The following is a 16,265-nucleotide window of genomic DNA, read 5'->3' on the forward strand; positions in this document are numbered from 1 at the left end:
GAGCGAGAGCGGCGCTGATAGGTTCCCCACCACAGGCTGTCAACGCCGCGCAAGCAGCCGCACCGGAGAGGCAGGGCCACTTACCGCAAAACAACGCGGGCAATATCGTTTTTCAATATTATTGATTGACGATAAGCCGCGAATCGGATTAGAGAGGTTTTATCGAATCACGATGTGTCGCCGAAAGGAAAACGATATGACCAGCCTTACCAACACCGCTCTTGCCGCCTGCGCCGCGCTGGTGCTGACCTTCGCATCGATCGGCGCAATCGTGACCGTGCCGCTGGCCCAAGCCGCCACGCCGACCGCACTCGGCCTGCCCTCGCTCGCCTGACACCAAAGGGAACCTCGACATGTCCAGACCCGACAGAACCACCGACTTGCTTCTGCTCGCAGGCAAGGTCATCGCGATCTTCATGCAGGGCGCCATGGCGCTCGGCGCGATTGCGCTGCTGATCGCCGCCGTGGGCCTTGCCGTCGGACACGACAGCATCCAGGCCGAATTGCTGGCCGACAAGGCCTATGCCGATGTCGTGCTGCCGCTGTTCCCGATCTTCAGTGTGATGCTGATCGGCTTCGGGATCGTCACGGCGCTGTTTATCTTCTTCGGGCGGCTGCGTGCGATCATCAACACCGTCGGCGAGGGCGATCCTTTCGTTCCGGCCAATGCCGAAAGGTTGAGCCTGATGGCGTGGCTGATCCTCGGCGTGCATGGTCTGGCGCTTGCTGCCGCGCCTTTCGCGATCGAGCTGGCCCGGTTTGCAGAACGCGTCGGCGAAGATGCCAACATCGCCATCGACAGCGGGTTCGACCTCAGCGGCATCCTGCTCGTCATCATCCTGTTCATCCTCGCCCGGGTGTTCCGCCATGGCGCCGAGATGCGCGAAGATCTGGAAGGAACCGTGTGATGCCCCCCATCAACGACGACCTCGAAGGAGCCCGCATCATGGTCAAGCTCGACGACCTGCTCTACGCCCGCCGCATGACGCTGACCGAACTGGCCGACCGGGTGGGGCTGACGCTTGCCAACCTGTCGATCCTCAAGACAGGCAAGGCCAAGGCGATCCGCTTCTCCACCCTCGCGGCGATCTGCCGCGAACTGGACTGCCAGCCGGGCGATCTGCTGGCCTACCGGACCGAGCAAGCCTGACCCCCAAATTGCTTGACTCTTGTGCCTGATCGCCTAGAGGCCCGCCCCGACCGGCGGGCCTCGTGCTTTGTCGGCCATCCGTCCGAGACAGTTGGTGACCGGAATATGCCGGTCTTAATCTCCAGCCTAGACGGGGAAACGAGATTTAACCCGGCCGCCATCATGCATGGCAGCCGCGGCCGTGCTGACAGGCACACCCTCCTTCCCTTTCGACGGACTCGCCCGTGTTCGGAGCTTCGGCCTCGGCATGGACAAATGTAGCCGGTCGCCCGGGGGAGCCATTTCCCGCGCGATCATATGTGAAGGAGTATGGCATGGATCGTTCGCAGAAAGCCGACACGGTTGCCCAGCTCAATGCGGTCTTCAGCGAGGTCAGCGTGGTGGTCGTCACCCGCAACCTCGGCATGACGGTGGCCCAGTCCACCGCCCTGCGCGGAAAGATGCGCGATGCTGGCGCCACCTACAAGGTTGCGAAGAACCGTCTCGCCAATCTCGCCCTCGAAAACACCGACTATGTCGGGCTCAGTGACATGCTCACTGGCCCGGTCGGGCTGGCCTGGTCGACTGACCCGGTCGCAGCCGCCAAGGCTGCTGTCGAATTCGCCAAGACGAACGACAAGCTCGAAATCGTCGGCGGGTCGATGGGTTCGGTCGTTCTCGACGAAGCCGGGGTCCGGGCACTTGCCTCGATGCCGAGCCTCGACGAACTGCGCGCCAAGCTCATCGGGCTGGTCAACGCCCCGGCGACCAAGATCGCCCAGGTCGTTACTGCACCCGCTGCGAAGGTCGCCCGTGTGTTCGCCGCTTACGCGGACAAGGCAGCCTAAGAGACGTTTTTCGCCAGACGAAACTATCTGGGGCGTATTTGCCCCGCCACAATTTGGAGTGAACCATCATGGCCGATATTGCCAAGCTTGTTGAAGAACTTTCGAAGCTGACCGTCCTCGAGGCGGCTGAACTCGCCAAGGCCCTCGAAGAAGCATGGGGCGTCAGCGCCGCTGCTGCGGTTGCGGTTGCAGCCGGCCCGGCTGCTGTTGCCGAAGCTGTCGAAGAGCAGACCGAATTCGACGTCATCCTGACCGGCGACGGCGGCAAGAAGATCCAGGTCATCAAGGAAGTCCGCGCCATCACCGGCCTGGGCCTGACCGAAGCCAAGGCCCTCGTCGAAGGCGCCCCGAAGGCTGTCAAGGAAGGTGTCAACAAGGCCGAAGCCGAAGACATCAAGAAGAAGCTCGAAGAAGCCGGCGGCACCGTCGAACTCAAGTAAGCTTCTCGCCCGGACAACCGGACGAAACACAGAAGGCGGCGCCAGCGATGGTGCCGCCTTTTTGCTGTCCGCCATGCCGCAGCGCGAGCCGCCCGGATGGCCGCTCCGTTCATGATTAATGCGTGGTTTGCAACGTTGTATGAAACGGACACAGCCCCAAATCTGACTGCGAAGTTGCTTTACACCTAGGCAATAACGCCTAACATCCGTCGCTCTGAAGACCGAGTCGCCGAGTCTCTTTCGGGAGAGTCGGCACGGGGTGCGAAACCCGGATTTTGGTCTTGATGGAACGTACGTACAACGCCATCCGACCGCACTCATCGCTCGGATACCAGCCGCCGGCCCCACAAACGATCTTGCCTCGCCCTGCTAGCCTGCCTTACGCTCCGCTTCAGGCCGCCCAGCAGGGCGACCACAACCGCCGGAACTCTAACTTAGCCGGTGGACCACCCTAATGGGGCAGATCACCCCCTTCCCCTTGCCCCTGCCTGCCCCTATGGCGGGCGGCTCGCCGCTGGCGGGCAGGATCCGACCATGCAGCACGCAACCCCTCTATCGACGCCCGGCTGGGGCCATGAAATCCGCGCGACACTCGCGCTCGCGGTGCCGCTGGCGGCGACCAATCTGCTGCAGATGCTGATCCATGCGGTCGACGTGATCTTCATCGCCCGGCTGGGTGACGAGCCGCTGGCCGCCTCCAGCCTCGCGATTGCGATCTTCGGTCTGACGGTGTGGGCGATGACCGGACTTGTCGGCGCCTGCGCCCCGCTGATCGCGGCCGAGCGCGGGCGGCGGCTCCATTCGGTGCGCGATATCCGCCGCACGGTGCGGATGGGGATGTGGGTGTCGGTCGGGTTCGGCCTCGTCGGCATGGGCGTGGCCTTCGCGGGCGAAGCGCTGCTGCTGGCGAGCGGTCAGGACGCGGCCATAGCGGCCATGGCGGGCGAATTCCTCGCCGTGCTGGCCTTCGCGATGATCCCGATGATCCTTGCCGGCGTGTTCCGCATCTTCGTCGCCGCGCTCGGCAAGCCCGGCTATGCGACCGCGATCACCCTGCTGGCGCTCTGCACCAATATCCTCGGCAACTGGACGCTGGTGTTCGGCAATCTGGGCCTGCCTGCGCTCGGCCTGATGGGCTCGGCCCTGTCGAGCGTGATCACGGCCATCGCGATGCTGGTCGCCTATGTGGTGGTGATCGGAAGCGACCGCCAGCTGCGGCGCTATCGCATCTTCGGGCGCTGGTGGCGGCCGGAATGGAACCGCCTGAAGCAGATCATGGTGATCGGCACGCCGATTTCGCTGACCGTGCTGGCCGAGGCCGGACTGTTCAGCGGCGCGGCGCTGCTGATGGGGCGGATCGGCGAAACAGAACTGGCCGCCCATACGCTCGCGCTAAATCTTGCGGCGCTCGCCTTCCAGATCCCTTTCGGAACGGCGCAAGCGGCGACCATCCGGGTCGGCTATCACATGGGCGCAGGCGACGCGCAGGCAGCGGGCCGCGCAGGCTGGGTGGCGCTGGTGATCGGCACCGGTTTCATGAGCACGACCGCGCTGGCGATGATGCTGGTGCCGAGTGCGTTGCTGCAAATCTATGTCGACCCCGCCCTGCCCGCCAATGCCGCGCTGGTGGGCTTTGCGGTGCAATATCTCACCCTCGCCGCGATCTTCCAGCTGGCGGACGGGGTGCAGGCGGTCGGCGCGGGGGCACTGCGCGGGCTTCAGGACACGCAGGTGCCGATGTGGATCGCGATCTTCAGCTACTGGGTGCCCGGCTTCGGCCTTGCCATCGGATTGGGCTTCTTCACCCCGCTCGAAGGCACGGGCGTGTGGATCGGCCTTGCGACCGGATTGTTCTTTGCCGCAGGCGGATTGCTGTGGCGCTGGGCGCGGCGCGACCGGCTGGGGCTGACGGCTGCACTGCCGGCCTAACGCGGCGCGGCGGCTCCAGGAGGGGCGGCCACGCCGGTCGGGATGGTGATCCCGAGGGTGTCGAACTTCAGCTTCACCGCTTCATTCAATGCCCATGATAGCGCGAGATAATCGCCAGTCTTGCACCATACCCTGAGGCCGACCCGCACGGAGTTTTCCGCCAGCGCCGCGACAAAGGCGACCGGTGCGGGATCGGCGAGCACCCGCGGATCGGCCTTCGCCAGTTCCAGTATCGCCGCGCGCGCAGCCTTGAGATCATCCTCGTAGCCGATGTTCACCAGCAGCTCGAAACGCCGGGTGGGCATGCGCGAATGGTTGACCACCGGCTTGTTCCACAGCTCGTTATTGGGAACCATCACGTAAAGCCCGTCGAGCTGGAGGATCTCGGTGGTGAACAGGCCGATCGCCTGCACCGAACCTGCCACGGTGCCTGCGGTGATGTATTCGCCGACCCGGAACGGGCGCTGGATCAGGATCATCACGCCCGCCGCGACATTGCTGAGCGTGCCCTGCAAGGCGAGGCCGACCGCCAGCGCCAACCCGCCCAGCGCCGCGATGATGCTGGTGGTCTGCACCCCGAACTGGGTCAGCACGGTGATCGCCACCACCACCCACAGCGCATACTTGATGATGTTGCTGAGGAACTTGGCGACGGTCGGCTCGATCCGGTCGGAACTGGTCAGCGCGCGGTCGGCCCAGCGCGACAGCAGCCGGGCCAGCACCACGCCGATCACTGTCACCGCAATCGCGCCGGTCAGGAAGGCGAGGTTGACCTTCAGCCACACCCAGGCCTCGGCGGCGAAGTTGATCTCGTCATTGAGGTGCGCGGGAACTTTCGGCGGCAGTTTGGGGGCAGACATCAGGCACTTGGCTCCTTGCATGTGCGGGAGGCTGGATACCCGCTCGCGCCGGGGCTGACCACCCCGCCCCGCCGCGCGCTGCCCGGGCCGAAAATTTTTTGCGCGCGCGGGGGTTGATTCATTTCGTCCCCACGACCAAATGCGGCGCGTTGGCACTCTCGAGAGGAGAGTGCCAAGCCAACTCATCCACTCACAGGAAAGGTCATACACATGGCATTTCGTCCGCTCCACGACCGCGTCGTGGTCCGTCGTATCGAAGCCGACCAGAAGACCGCTGGCGGCATCATCATCCCCGACAGCGCCCAGGAAAAGCCGAGCGAAGGCGAAGTCATCGCCGTCGGCGAAGGCAACCGTGACGACAGCGGCAACCGCATCGCGCTCGACGTGAAGGTCGGTGACCGCGTGCTGTTCGGCAAGTGGTCGGGCACCGAAGTCAAGATCGCAGGCGAAGACCTGCTGATCATGAAGGAAAGCGACATCATGGGTATCGTCGGCTGAGCCGAACGAACCCCTAGCTTTTCAATACCAACCCAATCTCAGGAGAAACAATCATGGCAGCCAAGGACGTAAAGTTCGGCCGCGAAGCCCGCGAAGGCATTCTGCGCGGCGTCGATATCCTCGCCAACGCCGTCAAGGTGACCCTCGGACCCAAGGGCCGCAACGTCGTCATCGACAAGAGCTTCGGCGCGCCGCGCATCACCAAGGACGGTGTGAGCGTCGCCAAGGAAATCGAGCTCAAGGACAAGTACGAGAACATGGGTGCGCAGATGCTGCGCGAAGTGGCCTCGAAGGCGAATGACGCTGCCGGTGACGGCACCACCACCGCCACCGTGCTCGCCCAGGCGATCGTCACCGAAGGCATGAAGTCGGTCGCCGCCGGCATGAACCCGATGGACCTGAAGCGCGGCATCGATCAGGCCGTGATCGCCGTCGTCGAGAACCTGAAGTCGCGTTCGAAGGACGTGTCGGACAGCTCGGAAATCGCGCAGGTCGGCATCATCTCGGCTAACGGCGACGTCGAAGTGGGCGAGAAGATCGCCCAGGCGATGGAAAAGGTCGGCAAGGAAGGCGTGATCACCGTCGAGGAAGCCAAGGGCCTCGAGTTCGAACTCGATGTCGTCGAAGGCATGCAGTTCGACCGCGGCTACCTGTCGCCCTACTTCATCACCAACCCCGACAAGATGACCGTGGAACTGGATAACCCCTACATCCTGATCCACGAGAAGAAGCTGTCGAACCTGCAGTCGATGCTGCCGATCCTCGAAGCCGTGGTGCAGTCGGGCCGTCCGCTCCTCATCATCGCTGAAGACATCGAAGGCGAAGCGCTGGCGACCCTCGTGGTCAACAAGCTGCGCGGCGGCCTCAAGGTTGCAGCGGTGAAGGCTCCGGGCTTCGGCGATCGTCGCAAGGCGATGCTGCAGGACATCGCGATCCTCACCAAGGGCGAGATGATTTCGGAAGACCTCGGCATCAAGCTCGAGAACGTCACCGTCGGCATGCTCGGCCAGGCCAAGAAGGTCTCGATCGACAAGGACAACACTACCATCGTCGATGGCGCAGGGTCAGCTGACGACATCAAGGCGCGCGTCGCCGAGATCCGCACCCAGATCGACAACACCTCGAGCGATTACGACCGCGAGAAGCTCCAGGAGCGTCTCGCCAAGCTCGCCGGCGGTGTGGCCGTGATCAAGGTTGGCGGTGCGACCGAAGTCGAAGTGAAGGAGCGCAAGGACCGCGTCGATGACGCTCTCCACGCAACCCGTGCTGCCGTTGAAGAAGGCATCGTTCCGGGCGGCGGCACTGCGCTGCTCTACGCCACCAAGGCTCTCGACGGCCTGAAGGGCGCGAACGAAGACCAGACCCGCGGCATCGACATCATCCGCAAGGCGATCACCGCCCCGATCAAGCAGATCGCCCAGAACGCCGGCCACGATGGCGCGGTGGTTGCGGGCAACCTGCTGCGCGAGAATGACGAAACGCAGGGCTTCAACGCTGCCACCGACACCTACGAGAACCTGGTGAAGGCCGGCGTGATCGACCCGACCAAGGTCGTTCGCACCGCGCTGCAGGATGCGGCCTCGGTCGCCGGCCTGCTGATCACCACCGAAGCGGCGATCGTGGAACGTCCGGACGACAAGCCGGCCGCCCCCGCCATGCCCGACATGGGCGGCATGGGCTTCTAAGCCGCTAGGGCGGGCGCGAGCCAGCCAAGGCTGGCTCCGCACTCGCCAAAGGCCGGCCAGCGGGGCGCCCGCGCCCCGTCTGACGACTCCGGCTTCGCCGGAGTCGTCTCAGGCACCGAAAAAGAAAACCCCGGCGGTTCATCCCGCCGGGGTTTTTCATTTGCCTTGGCGCGCAAGGCATTGAATGAATGCGCCGGGCAAACAGGGTGTTTTCATGGGATTGTTCGGGTCCAAGCGGCCAAAGACCGTCGAGGGCAAGTCGCTGGTCGAATCCTGGATGGGCGTGTTTTTCGGCTATGCCCATGTCACTCCGGTCGCCAGCGAGGCGCAGCTGCGCGATGCCTTGGCGGGGGGCGCCTATAGCTGCCTCGGTCAGAGGCACAGCTACAACGGCATCCAGGTCATCCCCGGCATCACCGCGCTCGACATGGGCAATTCGGCGCTCAAGGCTTGCACCTATGATCCGGTGAGCGAGACCGCCACCTGCGGCCCGTCGCTCAAGATCGTCGAACTGAAGCAGGAATTGCTCAAGCACCGCCGCAAGATGCTCAACAGCGGCAATTACATGGAGCAGACCGTGATCGGCGCGCTCACCAGCGGCACCCACGGCTATGGCGCGCAAGGGGTGGTGGCGCAGAGCGTGACCGCGCTGACCTTCCTCGACGGCAAGGGCGAGCCGGTGACGCTGAAGGTGGGCGACGCGGACTTCCCCTATGCTGCCCTGTCCTTCGGCACCATCGGCCCGATCATCAGCGTCACCCTGCGCACCGCGCCGCTGGAAAGCTACCGGTCGGATGCGTGGATTACGCGCCTCTCCAAGAAGGCGGCACTTTCGCGCGGCGCGATTGCGGTGACGGCGGCCTACGTGCCCTACAGCAACCCCGATGACCCGCTGATCATGCTCCACACGCTGCGCCCCGCGACGCCCGGCAAGGGCCCGCGTGAGACCAATGCGCCGCTCTATTCGCCCAAGCGCCTGCTGGAGGCCCTACTGAAGCGGCTCTGGGCGTTCGACCGCACCTTTCCTGCCTTCCGCTACTATCTCCAGCGCGCGGCGGACAGGCTCGACATCCGCAACCACAAGCGGATCATCACCGATCCGGAAGACCTCGACTACCTCTATGATCCCGATCCCGGCCTCAAAAGCCAGCGCCCGCCCGACCTCTTGACCGGGTTCTTCTCGACCACCTTCACCGCCTACAACCTCGCCTTCTTCGTGCCGATTGCCCGGACCGACGAGGTGGTGCGCTTCATCATGCGCGAGGCGCAAAAGCTTCGCGAGAAGGGCTTCGTGCTGAAGAGCATGATCTCGATCCGCGAGCTTGCCGACGCCAGCGATCTGCCCTTTGCGGGCAATTTCGGCGAGCCGGTCTCCGCGATCGACCTGTTTTCCGATGTCCGCGACTACGCCTGGCTCGAACGGCTGCAAGCCATGGTGATCGCCAACTTCCCCGGGGTGCGCCCGCATTGGGGCAAGAGCATGATCACCGAGGATTTCGCCCCCGCACTGGGCGAGGCGCACATCGCGCGGATGCGCGCGCTGCACCTTGGCCACTATCCGCCCGGCACGCTCACGCCGAACGCGGCGGTGCGCAAGCTGTTCGATCTGGGCCATACGCCCCACTGACGCAGGCTCGGCTGCTTGCTAGAAAGACAGCAGAGGAGAACCGCGCATGAACCGCAGGCATGTCATCACCGCTCTGGCGCTCGCGCTGACGGCCAGTCCGGCGCTCGCCCAGACGGCCAGCGCGCCTCCTCCCGCCGCCAATTTCGTCGCGCCCGATTTTGCCGTGCCGACCCGGATCGAAGGGCCGGGCTTCGTGCTCGTCCCGCTCGGCCCGGCCTTGGCGCAGATCGACTTTGCCGCCTACATGTCCTCGATCGCGCATTTGCAGCAGACCTTCACCCGCAGCACCGGCTGGCCGCGCGCAGACATTACCGCCGCCGAGGCCATGCTCGACATGGAGACCGAGGCGGGGCGCTTTGCCGCCCGCGAATCCTTTGCCTATGCCGTGCTGACACCTGACGGCGCGCGCGAGCGCGGCTGCGTCTATGTCTACCCCGGCGGTGTGGGCGGCCATGATGCCATCGTCCGCCTGTGGGTCACCAAGGCCGAATATGACGCGGGCTTCGATGCGGAGCTTTACGCCTGGACGAAAGGCTGGATCGCGAAGGACTGGCCGTTCCGCAATGTCGCCTATCCCGGCCGCGCCATTGCGTGGGAGACGTGGGACGCGCTGGTGGCTGCCAAGCCCAAGCCCTAGGCTTCCAGCTCCACATCCCAATACAGCCAGTCGCGCCAGGTTTCGTGGAGATAACCGGGCGGAAACAGCTTTCCGGCCTGTTGCAGCTGCCAGCTCGTGGGGCGGATCGGCGCCTGATAGACCGGCATTGCCGCCTGCTTGGGCGTGCGTCCGCCCTTCTTCATGTTGCACGGCGCACAGGCGGTGATGATGTTCTCCCACGTCGTGCGCCCGCCCAGCCGGCGCGGGGTTACATGATCGAAGGTCAGCTGCTCGTGGCTGCCGCAATACTGGCACTGGAAGCGATCGCGCAGGAACACGTTGAAGCGGGTGAAGGCGGGAAACTCGCTCTGCTTCACATATTGCCGGAGCGCGATGACGCTCGGGATCTTCATGTCGAGGCTGGGCGAATGCACCTCGCGGTCATAGCTCGCGACGATGTCCACCCGGTCAAGGAACACCGCCTTGATCGCGGTCTGCCACGGCCACAGGCTCAGCGGGTAATAGGACAGCGGGGTGTAATCGGCGTTGAGCACCAGCGCCGGACAGGCCGAAAGGTTGCGCGTCGGGTCTTCATCGACGCCGCGGAACCGGGCTGCTTTCTCGATCAGTTCGGCATTGAACACTGTGCGCGTTCCTCCCTGATTGCGTCGCATCCTGCCGTGGCACGGCGAAGAGTCAAACCCGTGACAGGGTGGGTATCCACAGGCGCAAGCTGTGGAGAGCCTGTGGATAGCGCAACAATCTGTCGTATGGTGCGCGAATGCCTGTCACCGCCCCCCTTGTGACCCGTTTCGCGCCAAGTCCCAATGGTCCGCTGCATCTCGGCCACGCGCTCTCCGCGATTGTCGCGCATGATCTGGCGCGGGAGAGCGGTGGGCGGTTCCTGCTGCGGATCGAGGATATCGACGGGCCGCGTTCCCGCCCCGAACTCGCCCGGGAATTCCGCCGCGATCTGGAATGGCTTGGGCTGGAGTGGGAGGAGGTGCCCGCGCAATCGACCCGGCTTGCGACCTATGCCGCTGCCGCCGAGGTGCTCAAGGCGCGCGGCCTCATCTTCCCCTGCACCTGCACCCGCAGCGAGATCGAGGCAGCGGGCGCAGTCGAAGGCTCTGATGGCCTCATTTACCCCGGCACCTGCAAGCATCGCCCGCCCGATCCCGCGCGTCCCGCCGCATGGCGGCTCGATGCGGCCAAGGCCCTCGCCGAGACCGGACCGCTGACGTGGGAGGATGCGCTGGCTGGCCCGCAGAGCGTCGATCTTGCCCGCCTCGGCGATGTGGTGCTGGTGCGCAAGGACCTGCCCGCCAGCTATCACCTCGCCGTCACGCTCGACGATGCGGCGGACGGGGTGACGCTGGTAACGCGCGGGGCCGATCTGTTCGCGGCGAGCCACGTGCACCGCACGCTGCAAGCCCTGCTCGGCCTGCCTGTTCCGCGCTGGCATCACCACGGCCTGCTGCTGGGCGAGGACGGGCAGAAGCTCGCCAAGCGCCGCGGCTCGCCCGCGCTGGCCGAGCGGCGGCTGGCGGGCGAGGACGGGCAGAGGCTCGCCGATGCACTGCGTGTGCAACATTTGTCACTTGGAACCTGAGCCAGTCGCGTCCATTGTAGCCCGCATGAACTATGTCCTCGTGCCCGTATTGCTCGTCCTGATGGGACTGGTGGCCTTTTCGCTGATCAAGGGGATCGTCGCCTTCCTCAAGACGACCAAGATCGATCTGGAAACCGGCGAAGGCTCCACCGCAACCGATATGCAGCTGCTCCAGAACAAGGCGATGTTCGCGCGCATCAAGTATCAGGCGCTGGCGATCGTGGTGGTGGCAATCATTCTCGCGGTCTCGCGCTAAGCCTGCCAACCGATGGTCAAGCTGAACCGCATCTACACCCGCACCGGGGATGACGGGACGACGGGCCTCGTCGATGGCTCGCGCTGCCCCAAGCACTCGGCCCGCATCAATGCGATGGGGCTGGTGGACGAGGCGAACAGCGCCATCGGCCTTGCCATCTGCGCGATTGCCGATGACAGCCAGCGCGCGCTGCTGACGCGGGTACAGAACGATCTGTTCGATCTCGGCGCGGATCTTGCGACCCCTGCCGAGAATGACGACTTCACCCCGTCCGAGATGGTGCTGCGGATCGTGGCCTCGCAGCCGGAGTGGATCGAGGCGCAGATCGATGTGCTCAACGAGCGGCTGGAGCCGCTTACCAGCTTCGTCCTGCCCGGCGGGAGCGAGGCGGCGGCCCGCGTGCATGTCGCCCGCGCCACCACCCGCGCAGCCGAACGCGCAATGGTGCAGTTGGCCGCAGAGGTCCCGGTGAACCCGGCGGCGCTCGCCTATATCAACCGCCTGTCCGATCTGCTCTTCGTGCTCGCCCGTGTCACCAATGATGATGGCCGCTCGGACGTGAAATGGGTGCCCGGGCAAAACAGATAGCGCGCTAATCGCTGGCTTTTGCAAAAGGCCCTCGCTACCAGCGCGGGCTATTGCTGCACCTGCGAAGGAATAGAATATGCGCAACATCGCTGTCATCGGCGCCGGCCAGATGGGGACCGGCATTGCCCAGACGGTTGCCGCCCACGGCATGAAAGTCATGCTGACCGATGTCGATCTGGCCCGGGCCGAAGCGGGCAAGGCCAATATCGAAAAGGCGCTGGCCAAGCTCATGGGGCGCGGCAAGATCGAGGCGCATGAGGCCGAAAGCCTGCTCGCCCGCATCACGCCGGTGGCCGATTATGCGCCCTTCGCCGAGGCCGATCTCATCATCGAGGCCGCTACCGAACGCGAGGAGATCAAGAACGCGATCTTCGATGCAGCCGGCAAGGTGCTCGGCGCGGGCGCGATCATGGCGTCGAACACCTCGTCGATCCCGATCACCCGCATGGCCAACCACTCGCCCGATCCGGCGCGCTTCATCGGCCTCCACTTCTTCAATCCGGTGCCGGTGATGGGCCTGATCGAGGTGATCCCCGGCCTTGCCACCGCGCAGGAGACCACCGACAGCATCACCGCCTTCGCGCGGAGCCTCGGCAAGGAAGTGGTGCTTTCGCAGGACGAGCCCGGTTTCGTCGTCAACCGCATCCTGCTGCCGATGATCAACGAGGCGGTGTTCGTGCTCGGTCAGTCTACGGCGGGTATCGAGGATATCGACAAGGGCTGCCGGCTTGGCCTCAACCACCCGATGGGGCCGTTGCAGCTGGCCGATTTCGTCGGGCTCGACACCTGCCTCGACATCATCAACGTGCTCTACACCACCACGCGCGACAGCAAGTATCGCGCCGCGCCGCTGCTGGTGAAATATGTCGAGGCCGGCTGGCTCGGCCGCAAGACCGGGCGCGGGTTCTACGACTATTCGGGCGAGGTGCCGGTTCCGACCCGCTGAGGCGGCTATTGCGGAGAGGACTTGGGGGTCCTGACCACCGCGACGGGGATCTGGCTAGAAGCCGCCGCCTCGCGGGCGTCATCGCTGTGGGGCACGGCAATGCCGGGGCCATCAGCCTTCACCGGGCCACCGATCGGCCCGCCCGGACGGAAGGGCTGGGCCTGAGCCAGCATGCGCGGCGGCGTGGGCGCAGGCGCTTCGGCTGGCTGCGGAGCGGGATCGCTTGCGCCATAATCCCCGAAAATGGCCTCATCCTGCGGCTCGAGGTAGCTTTCGCGCTCAAGCTGCTGGGCAATCTGGACGGGGTCTTCGGCAAAGTCCATCGGCTGCTGCTGTTGCTGCTGCGATGCGGATGCTGCGGCGCGGTTCTGGCTGATCTGCTCGACCGTGGCGTCAAGCCCGCCGCCATCGCGCGGGCCGATCAGGGCCATCGTGAGCACAATCGTCGACCCTGCAAAGAGCAGCGCGGTCCGCCTATCTTCGAACAAAATCCTTGCCATAGATCGGGTTATGACTCGGAAATGGTTAAATTTCGGTCGAATTTAACCCTTAACCGTCGGTAACCCGCGCCTCCATTCATAGAGCAGATCGAGCGCCTCGCGCGGGGTCAGGGCATCCAGATCGGCGTTGCGCAGGCTTTCGGCCAGCTGCTGCTCGGGCGAGGCTGGCTCGGGCTCGGCAGCCATCGCGGCGAAGAGCGGCAGATCGCCCAGCCCTGCGGCAATCCCGCCGGTCGCCGCGCGGGTCGCCTCCAGCTTGGCGAGCACCGCCTTGGCGCGGGCCACCACCGGCGCGGGCACCCCGGCGAGCCGCGCCACCGCGAGGCCATAGGAGCGATCCGCCGGCCCTTCGGCGAGTTCGTGCAGCAGCACCAGATCGCCCTGCCACTCACGCGCGCGGACGTGATGGAGCGAGAGCGCGTCGCAGGTATCAGCAAGCCGGGCGAGCTCGTGGTAATGGGTGGCGAACAGGCAGCGGCAGCGGATCTGGCTGTGCACCGCCTCGGCCACGGCCCAGGCCAGCGCAAGGCCGTCATAGGTCGATGTCCCGCGCCCGACTTCGTCGAGGATCACGAAGCTGGCCTCGGTGGCCTGCGCCAGAATGGCGGCGGTCTCGACCATTTCGACCATGAATGTCGAGCGGCCCCGCGCCAGATTGTCCGCCGCGCCGACGCGGCTGAACAGCCGGTCGACCAGCCCGATCCGCGCCGCATTGGCAGGCACGAAGCAGCCCGCCTGCGCCAGCAGCACAACAAGCGCGTTCTGGCGCAGGAAGGTCGACTTGCCGCCCATGTTCGGCCCGCCGATCAGCCACAGCCGATCATCGCCGCCGAGCACGCAGTCATTGGCGACGAACCGCTCCCCAGCCTTGGCGAGCGCGGCTTCGACGACCGGATGCCGTCCGCCGGTGATCGCAAGCCCCGTGTCCGCGGCAATCTCCGGACGGCACCAGTCACCCTCGGCCGCGCGTTCGGCATTTCCGGCGGCGACATCGATCCGGGCGAGCGCGGCAGCCGTCAGCGCAATTGCCTCGCGCGCAGCGACCACCGCGTCGACCAGCTCCTCGAAATGGGCCTCTTCGGCTGCCAGCGCATGGCCGCCCGCCTCGGCAATCCGCGCCGCCTCCTCATGCAGCTTGAGCGAATTGAAGCGCACCGCCCCGGCCATCGTCTGGCGATGGGTGAAGCCGCTGTCCGGCGCCATCAGCGCATCGCCATGGCGCGCGGGCACCTCGATGAAATAGCCGAGCACGCCGTTGTGCCGGATCTTGAGTGCGGCGATGCCGGTCTCGTCGCGGTAGCGCGCCTCCATCGCCGCAATCGCACGGCGCGCATCGCCGGATGTGGCGCGCAGCTCGTCAAGCGCGGCATCATAGCCGTCAGCGATGAAGCCGCCATTGCTGCGCTCGGTCGGCGGCGAGGGCACCAGCGCCCGCGCCAGCCAGTCGGTCAGCGCGCCATGCCCGGCCAGCCGCGCCACCAGCTGATCGAGCAGCGCGGGGCGATCCGGCGCGCCCGAGAGCCAGTGGTGCAGCCGCGCCGCTTCGCTGAGGCCGTCGCGCAGCTGGCCGAGATCGCGTGGACTCCCCCGCCCTGCCACCACCCGCCCGAGCGCGCGGCCGAGATCGGGGATCGCGCGCAGGGCCTCGCGCAGGTGCGTGCGCTCGATCGGACGGTCGCGCCAGAACTGCACCAGCGCCAGCCGGGCTTCGATCTGATCGACATCGAGCAGCGGAGCCGAAAGATCCTCTGCCAGCAGCCGCGAGCCTGCCCCCGTCACACAGCGATCCACCGCGCCGATAAGGCTTCCGGCCCGGCCGCCGGTGGTGCTTTCGAGAATTTCGAGGCTCGCCCGCGTCGCCTCGTCCATCGCCATGCCGGCGGCGGCCGTGCGCATCACCGGCGGCAGCAGCAGCGGCAGACGCCCGCGCCCGACATGATCGAGATAGGCGATCAGCCCTCCGGCCGCCGCCAGCATCGCGCGGCTGAAATCGCCAAAGGCATCGAGCGTCGCCACGCCGTGCACCGTCCGCAATCGCTCGGTTCCGGCATCGCTGGCAAAGGTGCTGCGCGGACGGGGGATCGCGGCGGCAGGGGCCTCCTCCCAGTCCTCGGGCACCACCACCTCGCTCGGGCCGATGCGGGCCAGCACTGCGCCGAGCATCGCGGGCTCGCATTCCTCCAGCACCATCGCGCCGGTCGAGACGTCGCAGGCGGCAATCCCGATGGTGCCTCGCAATTCGGTGATGGCCGCCAGGACATTCGCACGGCGCGGTTCGAGCAGGGCTTCCTCGGTCAGCGTGCCCGCCGTCACCAGCCGCACGATCGCGCGGCCCACCAGCACCTTGGACGAGGGCGTGCCTTCGCGCTTGGCCCGTGCCTTGGCCTCGTCGGGCGTCTCCACCTGCTCGGCAATCGCGACCCGGCAGCCCGCCTTGATCAGCCGCGCGAGGTAACTCTCCGAGGAATGCACCGGCACGCCGCACATCGGGATCGGCGCGCCATTGTGCTCGCCGCGCGTGGTGAGCGCGATGTCGAGGATCGCCGCTGCCGTCTTCGCATCCTCGAAGAACAGTTCGAAGAAATCGCCCATGCGGTAGAACAGCAGCGCGTCACCTGCCTCTTCCCTCAGCGCAAGATATTGCGCCATCATCGGGGTGGGTCTGGAATCGGCTGCGGCTGTCATGGAACAGGCCTAGCCCTGCGGCTCGCTTAACGGAATGTCTGCCGGGGGTGCTTTCCCCCGCAGC

At 65.7% G+C, this 16,265-nt stretch carries 18 protein-coding genes and 1 pseudogene; 15 read left to right on the forward strand and 4 right to left on the reverse strand.

Translation table 11 applies throughout. The features are described 5' to 3' along the window. Nucleotides 1–196 precede the first annotated feature (196 nt). From RSE14_RS08230 to RSE14_RS08255, 7 genes and pseudogenes are all read left to right on the forward strand, one after another. The gene (locus RSE14_RS08230; protein WP_324072606.1) at nucleotides 197–334 is read left to right on the forward strand and encodes a hypothetical protein; all 138 of its coding nucleotides are present in this window, start codon (nucleotides 197–199) and stop codon (nucleotides 332–334) included. 19 nt (nucleotides 335–353) lie between these two features. Next, complete coding sequence (locus RSE14_RS08235; RefSeq protein ID WP_324072608.1) at nucleotides 354–908, forward strand: DUF2975 domain-containing protein; 555 nt, start codon at nucleotides 354–356, stop codon at nucleotides 906–908. Beyond that, complete coding sequence (locus RSE14_RS08240; RefSeq protein ID WP_324072610.1) at nucleotides 908–1,150, forward strand: helix-turn-helix domain-containing protein; 243 nt, start codon at nucleotides 908–910, stop codon at nucleotides 1,148–1,150. The genes RSE14_RS08235 and RSE14_RS08240 overlap by 1 nt, the downstream gene beginning before the upstream one ends. A 314-nt stretch (nucleotides 1,151–1,464) precedes the next feature. Continuing rightward, nucleotides 1,465–1,977, forward strand: a complete 513-nt coding sequence (gene rplJ, locus RSE14_RS08245) for a 50S ribosomal protein L10 (protein ID WP_324072612.1) — start codon at nucleotides 1,465–1,467, stop codon at nucleotides 1,975–1,977. A gap of 68 nt (nucleotides 1,978–2,045) precedes the next feature. Further along, nucleotides 2,046–2,417, forward strand: coding sequence for a 50S ribosomal protein L7/L12 (gene rplL / locus RSE14_RS08250; protein WP_324072614.1), 372 nt, complete (start codon nucleotides 2,046–2,048; stop codon nucleotides 2,415–2,417). 263 nt (nucleotides 2,418–2,680) lie between these two features. Beyond that, nucleotides 2,681–2,872, forward strand: a pseudogene (locus RSE14_RS14850) (hypothetical protein); the annotation flags it as partial. Nucleotides 2,873–2,951: 79 nt separating this feature from the next. Then, nucleotides 2,952–4,346, forward strand: coding sequence for an MATE family efflux transporter (locus RSE14_RS08255; RefSeq protein ID WP_324072617.1), 1,395 nt, complete (start codon nucleotides 2,952–2,954; stop codon nucleotides 4,344–4,346). Here the strand turns inward: RSE14_RS08255 and RSE14_RS08260 are convergent. Continuing rightward, a complete protein-coding gene (locus tag RSE14_RS08260) occupies nucleotides 4,343–5,206 on the reverse strand; it encodes a mechanosensitive ion channel family protein (RefSeq protein WP_324072618.1) in 864 nt (287 codons plus the stop codon). The genes RSE14_RS08255 and RSE14_RS08260 overlap by 4 nt on opposite strands. A 210-nt stretch (nucleotides 5,207–5,416) precedes the next feature. Between RSE14_RS08260 and groES the strand changes: the two genes are divergently transcribed. The 4 genes from groES to RSE14_RS08280 all read left to right on the forward strand — a co-directional run bounded on the left by groES (nucleotide 5,417) and on the right by RSE14_RS08280 (nucleotide 9,653). Then, entirely contained in the window at nucleotides 5,417–5,704 is a 288-nt protein-coding gene (gene groES, locus RSE14_RS08265; RefSeq protein WP_324072621.1) for a co-chaperone GroES, read from the forward strand. A gap of 53 nt (nucleotides 5,705–5,757) precedes the next feature. Continuing rightward, nucleotides 5,758–7,389, forward strand: coding sequence for a chaperonin GroEL (groL, locus tag RSE14_RS08270; RefSeq protein WP_324072623.1), 1,632 nt, complete (start codon nucleotides 5,758–5,760; stop codon nucleotides 7,387–7,389). Nucleotides 7,390–7,603: 214 nt separating this feature from the next. Continuing rightward, on the forward strand, nucleotides 7,604–9,016 hold the full coding sequence (locus RSE14_RS08275; protein WP_324072625.1) for an FAD-binding protein: 1,413 nt from the start codon (nucleotides 7,604–7,606) through the stop codon (nucleotides 9,014–9,016). 46 nt (nucleotides 9,017–9,062) lie between these two features. Then, nucleotides 9,063–9,653, forward strand: a complete 591-nt coding sequence (locus tag RSE14_RS08280) for a twin-arginine translocation pathway signal protein (protein ID WP_324072627.1) — start codon at nucleotides 9,063–9,065, stop codon at nucleotides 9,651–9,653. Here RSE14_RS08280 and RSE14_RS08285 read toward each other — a convergent pair. Beyond that, nucleotides 9,650–10,258, reverse strand: a complete 609-nt coding sequence (locus tag RSE14_RS08285; RefSeq protein WP_324072629.1) for an HNH endonuclease — start codon at nucleotides 10,256–10,258, stop codon at nucleotides 9,650–9,652. The genes RSE14_RS08280 and RSE14_RS08285 overlap by 4 nt on opposite strands. 137 nt (nucleotides 10,259–10,395) lie before the next feature. Between RSE14_RS08285 and gluQRS the strand changes: the two genes are divergently transcribed. From gluQRS to RSE14_RS08305, 4 genes are all read left to right on the forward strand, one after another. Beyond that, nucleotides 10,396–11,226 (forward strand): tRNA glutamyl-Q(34) synthetase GluQRS, encoded by an 831-nt coding sequence (gene gluQRS, locus RSE14_RS08290; RefSeq protein ID WP_324072631.1) that lies wholly within the window; start codon nucleotides 10,396–10,398, stop codon nucleotides 11,224–11,226. Nucleotides 11,227–11,251: 25 nt separating this feature from the next. Further along, entirely contained in the window at nucleotides 11,252–11,482 is a 231-nt protein-coding gene (locus tag RSE14_RS08295; protein WP_324072632.1) for a hypothetical protein, read from the forward strand. 12 nt (nucleotides 11,483–11,494) lie between these two features. Then, nucleotides 11,495–12,070 (forward strand): cob(I)yrinic acid a,c-diamide adenosyltransferase, encoded by a 576-nt coding sequence (locus RSE14_RS08300; protein ID WP_324072634.1) that lies wholly within the window; start codon nucleotides 11,495–11,497, stop codon nucleotides 12,068–12,070. Between the two features lie 76 nt (nucleotides 12,071–12,146). Next, nucleotides 12,147–13,016 (forward strand): 3-hydroxyacyl-CoA dehydrogenase NAD-binding domain-containing protein, encoded by an 870-nt coding sequence (locus RSE14_RS08305; RefSeq protein ID WP_324072636.1) that lies wholly within the window; start codon nucleotides 12,147–12,149, stop codon nucleotides 13,014–13,016. A gap of 5 nt (nucleotides 13,017–13,021) precedes the next feature. Here RSE14_RS08305 and RSE14_RS08310 read toward each other — a convergent pair whose 3' ends face one another. Beyond that, a complete protein-coding gene (locus RSE14_RS08310; RefSeq protein ID WP_324072638.1) occupies nucleotides 13,022–13,456 on the reverse strand; it encodes a hypothetical protein in 435 nt (144 codons plus the stop codon). Between the two features lie 102 nt (nucleotides 13,457–13,558). Next, the gene (gene mutS, locus RSE14_RS08315; RefSeq protein WP_416379377.1) at nucleotides 13,559–16,168 is read right to left on the reverse strand and encodes a DNA mismatch repair protein MutS; all 2,610 of its coding nucleotides are present in this window, start codon (nucleotides 16,166–16,168) and stop codon (nucleotides 13,559–13,561) included. Between the last annotated feature and the right edge of the window lie 97 nt (nucleotides 16,169–16,265).

Origin of the sequence: Erythrobacter sp. (genome assembly GCF_035194505.1) — a bacterium.
In the GTDB taxonomy this organism is placed as follows: domain Bacteria; phylum Pseudomonadota; class Alphaproteobacteria; order Sphingomonadales; family Sphingomonadaceae; genus Erythrobacter.